Here is a 16,550-nt window from a genome sequence, read left to right as displayed (position 1 = left end):
GAAAACTGACTGGGAGAAGACATCTGGAAAATCAGCGTGCGAAAAGCGGACGCGCAACGATTCACGACGTTGCGGCGGCTGCAGGTGTGAGCATTTCAACGGCATCCAAGGCTTTGAACAATACCGGCCGCATGGGCGACGAGACGCGCGAGAGGGTCAAGCGCGCTGCCGCCGACATAGGCTTCCGTCCGAATGCCTTGGCCAGGGGCTTGCTCAGCAATCGCACCTTTACGATCGGTCTTCTGACAAATGATACATACGGTCGCTTCACGCTGCCGGTCATGGCCGGCATCACGGAAGCACTTGTCGATCACGGCGTCTCGGTCTTTCTTTGCACGATCGAGGACGATCCGGCGCTTGGAAAGGTTCATGTGGACGCCATGTTGGATAAGCATGTGGATGGTATCATCGCCTCGGGAAAGCGGATCGACCGCCGCCTGCCTGTCGATCTCTCCAACCTGCCGGTTCCGGTGATCTACGCATTCACCGAAGGCGCACCGGGAAGCGTCACCTTCTGTGCGGATGACTATCAGGGGGCTGCGCTTGCTGTTGAATGGTTGCAGGGGCTCGGCCGACGCCGGATCGCCCATGTGACCGGCCCTGAAAGCTTCGTCTCGGTGCGTGAGCGCGCCAAGGCCTATCGCGACCTCGCCGGAGACCGGCTGCCGGTCATGTACGGAATGTGGTCCGAGGCCTGGGGACACGAGGCCGTCGCGCAGCTCTGGAGCGCGGCCGGAGCAAAGCCGGACGCGATCTTCTGCGGCAACGACCAGATCGCCCGCGCCGTCGTCGATGCGCTGCGCGAGCGCGGCGTGCGGGTGCCGGAGGACGTCTCGGTGGTGGGTTTCGACAATTGGGACATCGTCGCCGCCCAGACACGGCCGCCGCTGACGACGGTCGACATGAATCTCAAGGCGCTTGGCCGCGAGGCCGGGCTGACGGTTCTCGCGCTTGCGGAAGGGCGCAGCGTCGAACCTGGCATCAGAACTTTGCCCTGCGAGCTTGTCGTGCGGCAATCATGCGGGGGAAGCCCCGATCGTTGATAGAGGAAAAAGGGGCTGACGGGAGTACCCCTATGGGAGGAGAACATGATGAAGCGATTTCTGGCCGCAACCGGCCTCATATCCTTGTGCCTTGCATCCGCCGCATCTGCCGAAAACATCTCCATGTGGGTGCGAAGCGGCATTGGCGATTCCTTCAAAAAGGTCGTGGAGGCCTATAATGCCGGCCATGACGACAAGGTCACGCTGACGGAAGTGCCTTTTGCCGAACTCGTGCAGAAATATGCCACGGCCATTGCCGGCGGCCAGGCGCCCGACGCCCTGTCGATGGACCTCATCTATACGCCGGCCTTCGCTGCGGCCGGCCAGCTGGAGGATCTGACGGACTGGGCCAAGAGCCTGCCCTATTTCAATTCGCTTTCGCCCTCGCATGTGAAGCTCGGCACCTATGACGGCCACATCTATGGCCTGCCGCTCTCCGTCGAGACCTCGGTCTTTGCGTGGAACAAGGATCTCTATAAAAAGGCGGGCCTCGACCCTGAAAAGGCGCCGACCAGCTGGGACGAGATCACGAGCAATGCCGAAAAGATCCGCGCGCTCGGAAGCGATACCTACGGCTTCTACTTCTCTGGCGGCGGCTGCGGCGGGTGCATGATCTTCACCTTTACGCCGCTCGTCTGGGGTGCCGGCGCCGACATTCTCTCGGAAGATGGCAAGAAGGCGACGCTCGACACGCCGCAAATGCGCAAGGCGGTCGACATCTACCGCAATTTGGTGAAGAAGGATCTGGTGCCGGCGGGAGCCGCAAGCGACACCGGCGCCAACTTCCTCAGCATCAGCAACGGCAAGATCGGTCAGCAGAGCATCGGCGCCTTCTCGATCGGCACGCTGATCACGCAATATCCCGATATCCATTTCGGCGTGACGCTGATCCCCGGCGTCGACGGCAAGCCGTCCTCCTTTGCCGGCGGCGACAATTTCGTCATCTCCAAAGGCACGAAGAAGCTCGATGCCGTGAAGAAGTTCCTCGAATACACCTATTCGCTCGAGGGACAGAAGATCATGGCGAAATACGGTAGCCTTCCGACACGCGGCGATATCGCCGACCAGGTGCTGCAGGGTCTCGATCCCCGTATGCAGGTCGGCCTGAAGGCGATCGCCGTCGCCAAGACGCCCTATACGCTGCAATTCAATGACCTGATCAACAGCGCCAACGGTCCCTGGGCGGGCTTCACCAACGCAGCCATCTTCGGAAGCGATGTCGATGGTGCATTCTCCAATGCCCAATCGGAGATGCAGTCGATCATCGACAACGCGCAACAATAATCGACCCATGAACGCCGGGGGGCTTCGACACTCCCCGGTCCCTCCATCGCAACATCGGGAGCATTCCATGGCTGGCCCTGGAGCTATCGCAACCGCGCGTCCGCGAAAACGGCGAAAGCGTGCCGGCTGGCATGGGTTTCTGTACATAGCGCCGGCCATGGCGCTCGTTATCGTCTTCTTCGTGCTGCCCGTGGTCTTTACTTTCTGGATGAGCTTCCACAACTGGCCATTGCTCGGCAATCCCCGCTGGATCGGCTTCGGCAATTATGTCCGCATGATCTCGGACGTGCGTTTCATGGGGGCGCTGCGCTTTACCGCCTATTACACCGTCGTCGTCACCATCGCGATCTTCGCCGTCGCCTTTCCGCTCGCCTTCTTCGTCGAAAAGCACAAGCCCTTCGTCGGCTTCTACCGAACGATCATCTTCCTTCCCGTCGTCGTCGGGCTCGCGACGGCCTCGCTGCTCTGGGTCTGGCTCGCCAATGTCGACGCCGGCTTCTTCGCACCCGTGGCAATGGCGCTTGGTCTTGTCGACAAGCGACCGAACCTGCTTGCCGATTTCGACATGGCCTTCGCAACCATCATCGTCATGGTGGTCTGGAAGATCGCTGGCTTCACCATGATCATTCTGCTGACCGGCCTGCAGGCAATCCCCTCCGAACTGACTGAGGCCGCTCGCATCGATGGCGCCAAGCGCTGGCAGCGCTTCCGGCATCTGACCCTGCCGCTGATGCGCCGCACGATCGCGCTGGCGCTGATCATTTCCATCACCGGCTCGGTGCTTGCCTTCGATCAATTCTACATCATGACATCAGGCGGCCCGCAGAACCGGATGATCTCGGTCGTCTACTACATCTTCAACCAGTCCTTCGTGTCCTTCAATCTCGGCTATGGCGCGGCACTCTCGATCGCGCTCCTCGTCATCCTGGTGCTGATCAGCATCGTCCAGCTCTGGCTGCTGCGTGTCGGGGAGGACAAGCAATGATCCAGGCCATGACCACCGCAAAGGAACGCCGCGCAAGGCGCAAGCTCTTAAATGGCATCGGCTATCACGGCATCGGCGTTGTCATCGTTATCTTCTTCTTCGCGCCGTTCGCCATCGCACTGCTGTCGTCATTCCGGCATGGAACCGAAGCCAGCCTTCCGCCCTTGCCGCCGTGGCCGACGACCGGCTTCAGCTTCGACGCCTATCGCTCGCTCGATGGCTTCGGCGCCGGGGTCATTCAGCACACGCTGAATTCGCTCTTCGTCTCCGTCACAACCGTGCTTCTGACCGTCATCGTCAGCCTGCTCGCCGGCTATGGCTTTTCGCGCTATCGCTTTCCCTTCAAGGGCGCGCTCTTCATCCTGATCATCGCAACGCTGATGATCCCCTTCCAGTCAATCCTGACACCGCTCTTCATCATCCTGGCACGGCTCGGCCTCAACAATTCGCTGATCGGGCTGACGCTCGTCTATGTGACGCTGCAGCTTCCCTTCTCGGTCTTCATGATGCGCAACGCCTTCGACGCCGTGCCGAAGGAAATCGAGGAAGCGGCACGCATCGACGGCGCACGCGATCTGAAGCTTCTCTTTCGCGTCCTCTTCCCCTTGGTGCTGCCGGGTGTCGCGACCGTTGCGATCTTCGCCTTCCTCAATGCCTGGAACGAGTTCCTGGCCGCGTTGGTGCTCTTGTCGAGCAATGAGAAATTCACCCTGCCGGTGCTGATGATCGCCGTTAGGACCGGTCGCCTCGGTGCCGTCAACTGGGGTGCGGTCCAGGCCGGCATCGCCGTCATGACCATCCCCTGCGTCATCGTCTTCCTGCTTCTGCAACGCTACTACATGCGCGGGCTCATGGCCGGCGCGGTGAAATAACCCTTTCAACAACGGATCAAAGCCATGTCTGACAAGCAAAGCCGCCAGTTTCGCCCCCTGCCCGTTCCGAATGTCGAGCTTGCTGGCCTTTTCGGCGCTCGCCAGGATGCCATCTGCAATTCCACCGCAGCAACCTTGCTCGACCGCTGCGTCGAGGCCGGCATGATCAAGGCCATCGACGTCGACCAACCAAGCCCTGGCATCGTCATTCCCTTGCAGACCTGGTCAGGCTCGACGCAGATGTTCTGGGACAGCGATCTCGGCAAGTCGATCGAAACCATCGCCTATTCCCTCTATCGCCGCCCCAATACCGAATTGGAGGCGCGTGCGGACGCCATCATCGACATGTATGAGAAGCTGCAGCAGGAGGACGGCTATCTGAACGCCTGGTTCCAGCGCGTTCAGCCGGGCCGTCGCTGGACCAACCTGCGCGATCATCACGAACTCTATTGCGCCGGCCATCTGATCGAGGCGGCCGTCGCCTATTACCAGGCGACGGGCAAGCGCAAGCTGCTCGACATCATGAGCCGTTTTGCCGATTACATGATCACCGTTTTCGGCCATGGCGAAGGCCAGCTGCGCGGCTATTGCGGCCATGAAGAGGTGGAACTCGCACTGGTCAAGCTCGGCCGCGTCACCGGTGAGAAGAAGTATCTCGATCTCGCCAAATACTTCATCGACGAGCGCGGCCAGGAACCGCATTTCTTCACCGAGGAAGCGCTTCGCGACGGCCGCGATCCGAAGAATTTCGTGCAGAAGACCTACGAATACAGCCAGTCGCACCTGCCGGTGCGCCAACAGACCAAGGTCGTCGGCCATGCCGTGCGCGCCATGTATCTCTATTCCGGCATGGCCGATATTGCTACGGAATATAACGACGATACGCTGACTGCAGCACTCGAGACGCTTTGGGACGATCTGACGACCAAGCAGATGTATGTGACCGGCGGCATCGGGCCGGCTGCCTCGAACGAAGGCTTCACCGACTATTACGATCTGCCGAACGAAAGCGCCTATGCCGAGACCTGCGCCTCCGTCGGCCTGGTCTTCTGGGCCAGCCGCATGCTCGGTCGCGGCCCGAACCGCCGCTATGCCGATATCATGGAAGTGGCGCTCTATAACGGTGCCATGGCGGGTCTGTCGCAGGACGGCAAGACCTTCTTCTACGAAAACCCGCTGGAGAGCGCCGGCAAGCATCATCGCTGGACCTGGCACCATTGCCCCTGCTGCCCGCCCAATATCGCGCGCCTGCTCGCCTCCGTCGGCTCCTATATGTATGCCGCGGCCGACAATGAGATCGCCGTCCACCTCTACGGCGAGAGCAAGGCCCGCGTGCCACTCGCTGGCGGCGTGAACGTGCAGCTTTCCCAGACGACGCGCTATCCATGGGACGGCGCCATTCGCTTCGAGGTCAATCCAGATCGCGCAGCCAAATTCGCACTATCGCTGCGCATTCCCGAATGGGCCGAGGGCGCGACGCTCGCAATCCATGGTGCACCGGTCGATTTGGCAGCGATCACCGTCGATGGCTATGCCCGCATCGAGCGCGAGTGGAAGGCGGGCGACAGCGTCGACCTCACCCTTCCGCTGATCCCGCGCACGCTGTTTGCCAATCCAAAAGTCCGCCAGGATGCCGGACGCGCGGCCCTGATGCGGGGTCCGCTCGTCTATTGCGTCGAAACCACCGACAATGGCCATGACCTCAACGGCATTTCGCTTTCGAGTGATCCGGCCACCGCCAAGACAACGGAAATTGCCGCACTGGAGGGGGCGGTGGCGCTCGATGTTTCGGTCATGCGCGATGAGGCGGACTGGGGCTCCGACCTTTACCGGACCACATCACCGAAAAGGACCGCCTCCACTGCGCGTTTCGTGCCCTATCATCTCTGGGATAATCGCGATCCGGGCGAGATGCTGGTCTGGATCCGCGCCGATCAGCTGCAGCGCGGAGCCTGACATGACGAAGAACGGCATGCGCCTGACCGGCGTCCGCAAGAGTTTCGGCGGGCTGGAGGTCATTCATGGCATCGATCTCGACATACCGGAAGGCGCTTTCGTCGTCTTCGTCGGCCCCTCCGGCTGTGGCAAATCCACGCTGCTGCGCATGATTGCCGGGCTGGAGGAAGTGACCGACGGCGAGATCGCCATCAAGGGCCGAGATGTCACCGATCTCGATCCGTCCGAGCGCGGCATCGCCATGGTCTTCCAGTCCTATGCGCTCTACCCACATATGAGCGTTCGTGACAATCTCGGTTTCGGGCTGAAAATGGCCCGGACCGATGCATCCGAAATCGAAAGACGCGTGCGCTCCGCCGCCGCGATCCTCAAGATCGACCATCTATTGGACCGCCGCCCGGGACAGCTTTCCGGCGGCCAGCGTCAGCGCGTCGCCATCGGACGCGCCATCGTTCGCGAACCGGATGTCTTTCTCTTCGACGAGCCGCTCTCTAACCTCGACGCGGAACTTCGCGTCTCCATGCGCATCGAAATTGCCCGGCTGCATCGCGAACTCGGCAATACGATGATCTATGTCACCCATGACCAGACCGAGGCCATGACGCTCGCCGACAGGATCGTCGTGCTGAGGGACGGCCGGATCGAGCAGGTGGGCAGTCCGCGCGAGGTCTATGAGGATCCGGCCAACAGTTTCGTGGCCGGCTTCATCGGCTCGCCAAGGATGAACATGATCGAAGCAACGTGGTCCGGCGACGGGACAGCGACGGTCGGAAACGGCAGCATGAAGGTCGACCTTTCACAGACTAAGCCCTCAGCGGGCGAAAAGATCCTGCTTGGCATGCGCCCCGAACATTTCGTCGTCGCGCCAAATGCGGCCGACGCCGTGCGGGTAACAGTCGACGTCACCGAATATCTGGGCGGCACCCGCTATCTCTACTGTCAGACAGAGGACGGCCAGGCGATCATCGCCGAATATCGCGACGGACCGGAGATCGAGCGCGGCGATATGCTCCATCTGCATTGCCCGCCCGAACGTCGACGCTATTTCGACAAGCAGGGAGGACGGCTGCGGTAGAATCTCGTCTGTTTAATCCGCTAACTCATCGGGCTGCCATTGAGACAGCCGCTGATGGTTGAATGTCTGTGAGAGGTTCAAGCCGCCTTGCTGACCCGCACCGGAACGGACTTATACGACGGCGTGCCGCTTTCCTTGTCCTGGTAGTCGATCGGGATCAGGCAATTTGCCTCCGGGTAATAGGCAGCGACGGAGCCCTCGGAAATATCGTAGGAAATCGCCGTCAGCTTCAAGAGCCGCTTGCCGCCTGAGGGAAGCGCGGTCTCGATCTCGACGAGATCACCGTGTTCCAGCCCTTTCGCCTTCAAATCCCTATCGTTCATGAACAGAACGTCGCGGCGGCCGAAGACGCCGCGATAGCGGTCGTCGAGGCCATAGATCGTCGTATTGTACTGGTCGTGGCTGCGGATCGTTGCCAGCTTGAGGATCGTCCCGTCCGAGAGCGAAATATCTTCGTTGAGGCCGGAAAACAGCTTGAATTCCGCCTTGCCGGAAGGCGTCTTCCAGACCCGCTCCGTCGGACCGATCGGCAGGCGGAAGCCACCCGGCACGCGGATGCGCTCGTTATAGTCGGCGAAATCCGGATAGACCACTTCGATCTTGTCGCGGATCAGATCGTAGTCGGTGATGAGCTCCATCCAGGCGACCTTGCTGTTCGGCAGGGTCGCCTGCGCTATTCCAGCGACGATCGCAGGTTCCGAGCGCAGCTGATCGGAGGCCGGCTTCAGCCGCCCGCGCGACGCATGCACCATCGACATGGAATCCTCGATCGTCACCGATTGAGCGCCGGTCGCCTGAACGTCCTGCTCGGTGCGGCCAAGCACGGGGAACAGGAAGGATTCCTTGCCAATAAGCAGATTGGAGCGGTTGAGCTTGGTGTTCATATGAACGGCAAGATCGAGCTTGCGCATAGCCTCGGCACACAAGTCCGGATCGGGAAGCGCGATCGAGAAATTGCCGCCGAGGCAGATGAGCACCTTGGAGCGCCCCTCCGCCATCGCCTGCATGGCGGCGACGGCATCGTGACCATGATGAGCCGGCGCGGTGAAACCGAATGCCCGTTCGATGCCCTCGATCAATGCGGGCGTCGGCTTCTCGGTGATCCCGACGGTACGATTGCCCTGCACGTTGGAATGGCCGCGCAGCGGGCAGATGCCGGCACCGGACCTGCCGAAATTGCCGCGCAGCAGCAAGAGATTGGCGATCTGCTGGACATTCGCCGTCCCCTTGGCATGTTGCGTGATGCCCATGCCATAAGCAACGATCGTTGCCTTCGACTTGGCATAGATCTCCGCTACCCTTTCCAGATCGGCGCGGGCAAGACCCGAAACCCGCTCGATATCGGCCCACTCCGTCTGGCTGATATCGGCAACAAGGGCGTCGAAGCCGGCGGTGTGTTCGGCAATGAAGGCGTGATCGAGAACGTCAGGAGAGGTTTCGGCCAGCGCCAGGACTGCCTTCATGACGCCCTTGAGCGCGGCGGCATCGCCGCCGATCTTCACCTGATAATAGGACGAGGCGATCCGGGTCGAGCTGAAGGTTCCCATCTCGATCGGATCCTGCGGATCGGCAAAACGCTCCAGCGCCCGCTCCTTCAAAGGGTTGAAGACGATGATCGGCACGCCTCGCCGCGAGCATTCATGAAGCGTGCCCATCATGCGCGGATGGTTGGTGCCGGGATTGTGCCCCATGGAGATGATCAGATCGCATTCGTCGAAATCGTCGAGCGATACGGTGCCCTTGCCGATGCCGATCGATTGCGGCAGACCGACGCTGGTCGCCTCGTGACACATGTTCGAGCAATCGGGGAAATTGCTGGTGCCGTATTCGCGCGCGAAGATCTGGAAGAGGAAGGCCGCCTCGTTGGAAGCGCGGCCGGATGTATAGAATTCGACCATGTCGGGATCGGGCTGGCTGCGCATGACTTCGCCGATGCGGGCAAAAGCATCTTCCCAGGCAATCGGCCGGTAGGTGTCGGATGCCCGATCATAGACCATCGGATGGGTCAATCGGCCGGCATTCTCGAGCTCGTAGTCGCTCCAGGTCAGAAGTTCGCTGACCGTGTGTTCGGCGAAGAATTCCGGCGTTACACGCTTGTTCGTCGCTTCCCAGGTAACCGCTTTGGCACCGTTTTCACAGAATTGGAAGGTGGAGGTGTGCTCTTTGTCGGGCCATGCGCACCCCGGGCAATCGAAGCCTGTGGGCTTGTTGGTGCGCAGGAGAAGGCCCGGCGCCTCGGTGATGTCCATCTGCTGGCGCACCGCCTTGGCCGTGGCCTTCAATGCACCCCAACCGCCGGCAGGGCTGTTGTAGGGACGAATACCGGGGACTTCACGCTTCTGCGCCATCATACGCTCCTTCGGCTACCCAAACGGCTTCCTCCCAAAGGTCGGGCCTACAAGAAATAAGCTTGCGACATCAGGGAGTAAAGCACAATCAAGCGGTGATGGATCGAACAATCGCCACCGGCGATGAACCCATGCAAAGCGCTAGTTCCTGAAGACCAGGCAGGAGCCGCCTTGCTGCCGGATCTGAGTGCATACGGCATCCGCTTCTTCCCGTGTTTGCCGCCCTATGCGCGCCGCATAGCGGACTCGGCGGCCGAAATCGGCATTGCGCTGACGTACGATCAAGGGCTTTTCGGCATTCAGCGGAGACGGCAACTTGCGGATATTCGCGGTAAATAGGCGCCGCGCGGCATCCAGCTGAAAATGCTCGGCCAATTGCGCGCCCCATGGCGCCCAGGGCCGCTCCTGCTCAAAAGGCGTCGGTTTCAGGCGCCGGCTCTGAGCAAGCGCGACGCAGGAATCGACGAACGGCTTGCTCTTATCCAGCACCGGGGCTGCGATATCGGGCGGATCGTCGCGCCATTCTTCGACACTGTGAGCAGTGATCGCGCTCACATAGTTACGCGTCTCATAGGGAAGCCCGCCGGCATTGAGGAAATTGGCAAGACCGCCCTCACCGGCATTATACGCAGCAGCAGCAAGACCGAGATTGCCGAAACGGTCGCGCAACTCATCAAGATAGGTCGCCGCCTTGCCGAGCGCTTCAAGCGCATCATAGCTGTCGCGAACGCCGCGCAGCTTCGCCGTTCCCGGCATGAATTGCGCGATGCCTCGCGCCCCCTTGGGGCTGATGGCATCGGAGCGAAACAGGCTTTCGCGCCAGACGAGCCGTGCGAGATAATCCGGCGGCAGATGGTTGGTATGAGCGAAATATTCGATGGCCGTGCACAGATCGCGATTGTAGCTGTCCTTGCGCAGGCACAGCGTTTCGCCCGTCTTCGTCGTCATCGGTCCGGAAATGCAGACGGGAGGCGCAACTCGCCATTCCGGCTGAGCGATTGCGGGGCTGTAAGCAAGGGCACTAATGGCAAATGCGACCGCAAAAGCGACGATGATGCCGACGAAGCCTGCCCGATACTGCCTGCCTGCCATATAAGCGATATCCGTCCGAGACCAACCGATCGCAACTTCGCGGCCTCTTCATATCATCGATCGACGGAAGCGAAAACCTCTCACGCGACAGCCAGCGCTAAGGCCTGTTACTCCGCGAGGCGGCCGCCGCGCATCGGCGCCGGCACGCCCGTCGTGCCGGGAAAGCTGATCGGCAGGCCACGCAGAACGCGCACCGCGAGAAACGCAAAGCACTCCGCCTCGACAGCATCGCCGCGCCAGCCGAGATCTTCGGCAAAGATCGGCTCGACTCCGGCCCGGCTTTTCAGCATCGACATGATCGTCGGATTGTGCCGGCCGCCGCCGCTGACGACGACCTTGGTGGGCCTGCGCGGCAGCAGGTCCAGCGCCTTGCCGACGGCGCTTGCCGTGAAGGCTGAAAGCGTGGCGGCGCCATCTTCCGGGCTGAGGCCATCCGCCATGGCGGCGCCGAAATCGAACCGATCCAGCGACTTCGGATAGGGTGCAGTCAGATAGGGATGCTGCAGCAGCCGCTCGAGCCGCGCCTCATCGACCTTGCCGGCAGCTCCAAGCGCACCGTCACGGTCCATTTCGCCGAGCCCGCGGGACTTGATGAAATCATTGAGCGGCGCATTGGCGGGACCGGTATCAAAGGCAACGAAATTGCCCTCGCCATCCCACCAGGTGACATTGGCAACGCCGCCGAGATTGAGAATGGCCGCCTCTCCTGCTGCACCCGCCCCGCGCAGCAGCGCGGTATGATAGGCAGCAGCAAGCGGCGCGCCCTGCCCGCCGGCACGCATGTCGGCCGAGCGGAAATCATAGGCGACCTTGGTGCCGAGAATAGAACGCATCAGCTCGCCGTCCCCAAGCTGGCGCGTCTGCCCAAGCCGGTCCTTCTGCGGCGCGCGATGCAGCACGGTCTGGCCATGAAAGCCGACGACGCCGATGTCTGCCATCGCCATACCGTTGCTTTCGACGAGCTCCCGCACCGCCTCCGACTGCGCTCGCGTCAAGGCTTCCTCGGCCGCCTTGAAGATCGCCGGTTCGGCTCCCTCGAAATTCCATGCGCGCGCCTGCCGCAACGTCTCTTCCAGCAGCTCTCGAATCCAGCTGGGATAAGGAGCCAGAACATAGGGGCCGAACTCCTCGATGCGCTCGCCGTCGGTCTTCAGCATGGCGACATCGATATTGCCGTCGAGGACGGTTCCGGTCATCAGACCGACTGCCCAGATTGGTTCCATAGTCAGGCTCCTATGCTGCGTTGACGAGATCGCTGACGGTCTGACGAAGCGCCAGGATGCCGCTGTCGAAGTGGCGCGTCGGATGGATGCGGTTGGTAAGGAGGGTCCAGGCTCGGCCTTGGTCGAAATCGACCCAGAGAGCCACGCCGGTAAATCCCGTATGGCCGATCGTGCCGGGCGAGCAGAGAGCGCCGCCATGCCAACCGTCATGGGGCCGTTCCCAGCCATGGGTGCGCGTCGCCGAAAGCGGCTGGCGCATCAGGGCGATCGACTGTGCAGATGCGCCGCTACCATCGAGTAGGCCTTTGGCGAAATCGAGGATTGCGTCAGCCGTTCCAAAGAGCCCGGCATGACCGGCACCCTGCAGCGCGGAGCAGTTGTCGTCATGGACTTCGCCCGACAGGACGCGATGGCGCCAGGTGCAGTCCTCCGTAGCCGCCGATGATTCTGGCGGCGCGGAAAAAGCAAATCCCGGGCCTGCATCCATGGCGCGGATCGTCTTCCCATTCAGCCGCTCCAGCGCAAGGCCAAGCAAAATGAAATTGATATCGGAATAGACGGGCGGCCCGGCGCGCCATTCGCGCTGCAGGATGAAGGCGCGCAGAAGCTCTGGATCCCGGCCATAGGTGTAGATTGGCTCGACTGCCGGAAACGGCGTCTGATGACCGAGACATTGGCGGAACGTCACCTTCCGCTCCCAGGCTTCGGCACTATACTGGCGCAGATCGGGCAGAAGTTCTGTAAGCGGCGCGTCGAGATCGATCGTGCCAGCCTCGGCCAGGGCCAGGATGCGCGGCGTGGTGAAAATGACCTTGGTGAGCGACGCAAGGTCGAACCAGGTGTCGACCAGCATCGGCCTGGCGCTCGGCACCTTCTGTGCCGAACCGACGGCGCGGACCTGCCTGATACCGTCGAGATCGATCATGCCAAGCACACCGCCGGGGATGCGGGACGTTGCAACCGATTGTTCGAGCGGTACAAAGGCCCGGTCGAAACGCTCCTGAAACTGCATCCTCGTCCCTGCCATCCCAGCTCCTTGCGACTTCGTTCAGGCTTCCACGAGAGCGATATGATCCGCCGCGAAGCGACGCCACTCCGGTACAGTCGGCTCGAAGCCCAAGGGGCGCACCAGCGACGGAACCTGGCGGGTGTCGAGCGTGAAGTTTTCCTTGCGCCGCGCCACCGTCGGAACCGCCGCGATCAACCGCCTGGTATAGGAATGCTTGGGTTCCGACAAGACCGAGGCGGCATCGCCAATCTCGACGATCTGCCCGGCATAGATCACCGCGATGCGATGGGCGATGCGTTCCACAACAGCCATGTCATGCGAGATGAAGAGATAGGCAAGACCATATTCGCGCTGCAGCTCGATCAACAAGCTTAAAACCTGGGCCTGGACCGAGACGTCAAGCGCGGAAACCGCCTCATCAAGCACCAGCACTGAGGGATTCAGCATCAGGGCACGAGCGATGCACAGCCTTTGCCGCTGGCCGCCGGAAAATTCGTGCGGATAGCGTTCGAGAGCGTTTTCTGGCAATCCCACGCGCTTCAAAAGCATGACCATGCGGTCTCGCGTCTCGACTGAGATGCGGCCGCCCGCGGCGATCACCGGTTCGGCAAGGATGCTATCGATGCGCAGTCTCGGATTGAGCGAAGCGTATGGGTTCTGGAAGACCATCTGCACCGCGCTGGTGCGATCCGCCGCCTTGCCGCTATTCGTCGTAAAGGTGCCGCGGGTCGATTTCACCAATCCGAGGATCGCGCGGGCCGTGGTGGATTTACCCGATCCGCTCTCGCCGACGATTGCCAGCGTCTCGCCCGGCATCAGGTCGAAACCGACGCCTTCGACGGCATGAACGGCGCCGCTCGACTGCCGAAGGAGGCCGCCCTTGACCGGAAAACGGACGGTCAAGCCATCGACCTTCAATGCCGGCTGGGACGACACCTCGTCCCGTTGAAAATCGGTGCGTGCAGCCTGTCCCGAGGCAAAATGCGGAACGGAATGCAATAGATGCTGCGTATAGGGATGGGTTGGATGATCGAGGATCTGATTAAGCTCGCCCTGCTCCACCGCTTCGCCCGCCTGCATCACCATCACCTTGTCGGCAATGCCGGCGACAAGCCCGATATCGTGGGTGATGAAGATCATCGACATGCCGGTCTCGCGCTTCAATTCGGCGAGCAGCGCCATGATCTGCGCCTGCACGGTGACATCGAGCGCTGTCGTCGGCTCATCGGCAATCAATAGACGAGGATTGCAGGCAAGCGCCGTTGCGATCATTACGCGCTGCAGCATGCCGCCGGAAAGCTGGTTCGGGCAATAGGTCAGCCGCCGCGCCGCGTCCGGAATACGCACGCGATCCAGCGCGTCCTTGGCAGCAGCCTTTGCCTGCTTGCCGGTCAGGCCGCGGTGCAGCCGGAAGGATTCTTCAATCTGCGTGCCGATGGTCAAAACCGGATTGAGGGAGGTCATCGGCTCCTGGAAGATCATGCCGATCTCGGCACCACGGATCTTCGTCAGTTCCGCTTCACCCGCCTTGGTGAGATCGAGGATACTGTTGTCGCCACGCTTGAGCCGGATCGAGCCGCCGATAATGCGGCCACCGCCGAAATCGACGAGGCGATTGATTGACAGTGCCGTTACCGACTTGCCCGAGCCGCTCTCGCCGACGATCGCCAGCGTCTCGCCCGCTTCGAGATCGAAGCTGACACCGCGGACAATGGGATGGGCCTCCGCATTGCGCCCGAAGCCGACGCTGAGATCGGAGACGGAAAGAAGCGGTGTCATACCGTCGACCTCCGCATCTTCGGATCAAGGATATCGCGCAGAGCATCGCCGAGCAGGTTGAAGCCGAGAATGGAAATCATGATGGTCACGCCGGGGAAGATCAGCAGCCAAGGCGCCGTTTCCATAAGATTGCGACTGTCGCTCAGCATCAGACCTAGCGACGAGGCCGGCGGCTGCGTTCCCAGGCCGAGGAAGCTGAGACCCGCCTCCGTCAGCAGCGACCAGGCGAGCGCCAGTGTTACCTGCACCGTCAAGGGTGCGACGAGATTGAGCAGGAGATGCCGCGTCAGAATATAGGACCTGCTGCTGCCGAAGGTACGGGCGGCATCGACAAAATCGCGTGCCTTCAGAGAAAGGGCCGGGCCGCGCACGACGCGGGTGAAGATCGGCGTATAAACGATCGCGATCGCGGCGACGCTGGTCCAGGTACCAGGGCCGACAATGGCGATGATCAGCAGCGCCAGCAGGATCGCCGGGAAGGCTAAAAGCACATCCATCGCGCGCATGATAACGCCATCCCAGCGTTTGCCCGACCATGCCGCCGTCAGGCCAAGCACGGTGCCGATCAGGGTAGCGACGGCGACGGAAAAGAAGGCGACTGTGAAGGATTCACCGATGCCGTGCATCAGGCGGCTCGCGACATCGCGGCCGAAGAGGTCCGTGCCCATCCAATATGTGAGGCTCGGCGCATGCAAGCGGTCGATGCGGTTCTGCATCAGCGGATCGTGCGGGGTCACACCGAGCGTGCCGAGAATGGCAAGCAGGATATAGATGAGGACGATGACGCCGCCGATCCGGCCGCTCATATGTCCGAAGATGGCTCTGACGATCCGCATCAGCCTTCCCCCAGGCGAACGCGCGGATCGAGTGCGACATAGGCGAGATCGACGAGCAGATTGACGATCATGAAATTGAAGGCAATGAACAGCACGCTGCCCTGCACCAGCGCGTAATCGCGCTGCAGGATGGCATCGAGCACCATTCGGCCGAGCCCCGGCAGGGCATAGATCTGCTCGACCAGCACGGCACCACCGAGCAGGTAGCCGAATTCGACACCGCTCAGCGTAACGACGGGGATCAGCGCATTCGGTAGCGCATGCCGCCAGATGACGCCACGCGCCGGCACGCCACGGCTGCGGGCGGTGCGCACATAGTCATCGCTCAGGACATCGAGCATCGCCGAGCGCACGACGCGCGTCACCGACGCGGCGAAAGCAAAACCGAGGGTCAATGCGGGCAGGATCATCTGGCCGAGATTTTCAAGCGGGTTCTCCCAAAGGGGTGTGAAGGCGCCCATGGTCGGCAATACGCGAAATCCCGCCGACAAGGCATAGATCAGCAGCAGTCCGAGAACGAAGTTTGGCGTGGACTGCCCGATCATGGCGACGATGCGCACGGCAAGATCGGACAGTTTTTCATTGCGCGTGGCGGCAAAGACGCCCGCCGGCAGGCCGATGGCAAGCGCGATCACCATGGAAAGCAAGGCAAGCTCGAGCGTCAGCGGAAAGCGTTCCAGGATGATGTCGAGCACCGGCTTCCCGTAGGTGACGGAAATGCCGAGATTGCCCTGGAATACACCGAGCAGCCAGTGCCAGTACTGGATCGGCCAGGACTGATCGATGCCGAAATAGGCGGCAAGAGCCTCTCGCTGCTCCGGCGTCAGCAGGCCCGCATTGGTTCCGAGCATTGCCGTAATCGCATCGCCCGGCACCAGCCGGATGGCGACGAAGACGAAGATGGACACGCCCAGCATGATCAGCGGGAATGTCATCAGCCGGCGCGTCAGATACGACATTATAATTCCTCTAAAACAATTTCAGCTGAACCAAGACGTGAACTTACGGCCGAAATTGCGTAAAAACAAAGAGATAGAGCACTTCCATA

The 16,550-nt window shown here is 61.4% G+C and carries 13 protein-coding genes; 6 read left to right on the top strand and 7 right to left on the bottom strand.

Going from position 1 to position 16,550, the window contains the following annotated elements; translation table 11 throughout:
* The first annotated feature begins 86 nt into the window (after positions 1–86).
* The 6 genes from PH552_RS17615 (at position 87) to PH552_RS17590 (ending at position 7,215) form a co-directional block, all read left to right on the top strand.
* Positions 87–1,043 carry a LacI family DNA-binding transcriptional regulator gene (locus tag PH552_RS17615; protein ID WP_348647369.1) on the top strand — a complete coding sequence of 319 codons (957 nt, stop codon included), beginning with the start codon at positions 87–89 and terminating at the stop codon, positions 1,041–1,043.
* 45 nt (positions 1,044–1,088) lie between these two features.
* The gene (locus tag PH552_RS17610) at positions 1,089–2,327 is read left to right on the top strand and encodes an ABC transporter substrate-binding protein (protein ID WP_183764117.1); all 1,239 of its coding nucleotides are present in this window, start codon (positions 1,089–1,091) and stop codon (positions 2,325–2,327) included.
* 67 nt (positions 2,328–2,394) lie between these two features.
* Positions 2,395–3,312 carry a carbohydrate ABC transporter permease gene (locus tag PH552_RS17605; RefSeq protein ID WP_183764114.1) on the top strand — a complete coding sequence of 306 codons (918 nt, stop codon included), beginning with the start codon at positions 2,395–2,397 and terminating at the stop codon, positions 3,310–3,312.
* 8 nt (positions 3,313–3,320) lie between these two features.
* The gene (locus tag PH552_RS17600; protein ID WP_183764155.1) at positions 3,321–4,184 is read left to right on the top strand and encodes a carbohydrate ABC transporter permease; all 864 of its coding nucleotides are present in this window, start codon (positions 3,321–3,323) and stop codon (positions 4,182–4,184) included.
* Positions 4,185–4,208: 24 nt separating this feature from the next.
* The gene (locus PH552_RS17595; RefSeq protein WP_183764111.1) at positions 4,209–6,140 is read left to right on the top strand and encodes a glycoside hydrolase family 127 protein; all 1,932 of its coding nucleotides are present in this window, start codon (positions 4,209–4,211) and stop codon (positions 6,138–6,140) included.
* 1 nt (position 6,141) lies between these two features.
* A complete protein-coding gene (locus PH552_RS17590) occupies positions 6,142–7,215 on the top strand; it encodes an ABC transporter ATP-binding protein (protein ID WP_183764108.1) in 1,074 nt (357 codons plus the stop codon).
* Positions 7,216–7,292: 77 nt separating this feature from the next.
* On the opposite strand, the gene PH552_RS17585 is transcribed toward PH552_RS17590, so the two are convergent.
* The 7 genes from PH552_RS17585 to PH552_RS17555 form a co-directional block, all read right to left on the bottom strand.
* Positions 7,293–9,563 (bottom strand): FdhF/YdeP family oxidoreductase, encoded by a 2,271-nt coding sequence (locus tag PH552_RS17585; RefSeq protein WP_285166199.1) that lies wholly within the window; start codon positions 9,561–9,563, stop codon positions 7,293–7,295.
* 141 nt (positions 9,564–9,704) lie between these two features.
* Positions 9,705–10,655 (bottom strand): lytic transglycosylase domain-containing protein, encoded by a 951-nt coding sequence (locus PH552_RS17580; RefSeq protein ID WP_112342274.1) that lies wholly within the window; start codon positions 10,653–10,655, stop codon positions 9,705–9,707.
* Positions 10,656–10,762: 107 nt separating this feature from the next.
* Positions 10,763–11,878 (bottom strand): anhydro-N-acetylmuramic acid kinase, encoded by a 1,116-nt coding sequence (locus tag PH552_RS17575; RefSeq protein WP_183764103.1) that lies wholly within the window; start codon positions 11,876–11,878, stop codon positions 10,763–10,765.
* Positions 11,879–11,888: 10 nt separating this feature from the next.
* Entirely contained in the window at positions 11,889–12,905 is a 1,017-nt protein-coding gene (locus PH552_RS17570) for a serine hydrolase domain-containing protein (RefSeq protein WP_183764100.1), read from the bottom strand.
* Positions 12,906–12,926: 21 nt separating this feature from the next.
* Entirely contained in the window at positions 12,927–14,666 is a 1,740-nt protein-coding gene (locus PH552_RS17565) for an ABC transporter ATP-binding protein (RefSeq protein ID WP_183764097.1), read from the bottom strand.
* Positions 14,663–15,502: an ABC transporter permease gene (locus PH552_RS17560; protein WP_183764094.1), complete on the bottom strand. Its 840-nt coding sequence runs from the start codon at positions 15,500–15,502 to the stop codon at positions 14,663–14,665. The genes PH552_RS17565 and PH552_RS17560 overlap by 4 nt, the downstream gene beginning before the upstream one ends.
* Entirely contained in the window at positions 15,502–16,461 is a 960-nt protein-coding gene (locus tag PH552_RS17555) for an ABC transporter permease (protein ID WP_183764091.1), read from the bottom strand. The genes PH552_RS17560 and PH552_RS17555 overlap by 1 nt, the downstream gene beginning before the upstream one ends.
* Positions 16,462–16,550 lie beyond the last annotated feature (89 nt).

Source organism: Rhizobium aureum, from assembly GCF_030182495.1.
Classification (GTDB): domain Bacteria; phylum Pseudomonadota; class Alphaproteobacteria; order Rhizobiales; family Rhizobiaceae; genus Rhizobium; species Rhizobium tropici_C.
This window is presented reverse-complemented; position numbering and strand designations above follow the sequence as displayed.

Bases quoted from the DNA above. Each gene is read 5' to 3' on its own strand.
- PH552_RS17610 (WP_183764117.1), top strand. From the start codon at position 1,089: ATGATGAAGCGATTTCTGGCCGCAACCGGCCTCATATCCTTGTGCCTT.
- PH552_RS17605 (WP_183764114.1), top strand. From the start codon at position 2,395: ATGGCTGGCCCTGGAGCTATCGCAACCGCGCGTCCGCGAAAACGGCGA.
- PH552_RS17600 (WP_183764155.1), top strand. From the start codon at position 3,321: ATGACCACCGCAAAGGAACGCCGCGCAAGGCGCAAGCTCTTAAATGGC.
- PH552_RS17595 (WP_183764111.1), top strand. From the start codon at position 4,209: ATGTCTGACAAGCAAAGCCGCCAGTTTCGCCCCCTGCCCGTTCCGAAT.
- PH552_RS17590 (WP_183764108.1), top strand. From the start codon at position 6,142: ATGACGAAGAACGGCATGCGCCTGACCGGCGTCCGCAAGAGTTTCGGC.
- PH552_RS17585 (WP_285166199.1), bottom strand. From the start codon at position 9,563: ATGGCGCAGAAGCGTGAAGTCCCCGGTATTCGTCCCTACAACAGCCCT.
- PH552_RS17580 (WP_112342274.1), bottom strand. From the start codon at position 10,655: ATGGCAGGCAGGCAGTATCGGGCAGGCTTCGTCGGCATCATCGTCGCT.
- PH552_RS17575 (WP_183764103.1), bottom strand. From the start codon at position 11,878: ATGGAACCAATCTGGGCAGTCGGTCTGATGACCGGAACCGTCCTCGAC.
- PH552_RS17570 (WP_183764100.1), bottom strand. From the start codon at position 12,905: ATGGCAGGGACGAGGATGCAGTTTCAGGAGCGTTTCGACCGGGCCTTT.
- PH552_RS17565 (WP_183764097.1), bottom strand. From the start codon at position 14,666: ATGACACCGCTTCTTTCCGTCTCCGATCTCAGCGTCGGCTTCGGGCGC.
- PH552_RS17560 (WP_183764094.1), bottom strand. From the start codon at position 15,502: ATGCGGATCGTCAGAGCCATCTTCGGACATATGAGCGGCCGGATCGGC.
- PH552_RS17555 (WP_183764091.1), bottom strand. From the start codon at position 16,461: ATGTCGTATCTGACGCGCCGGCTGATGACATTCCCGCTGATCATGCTG.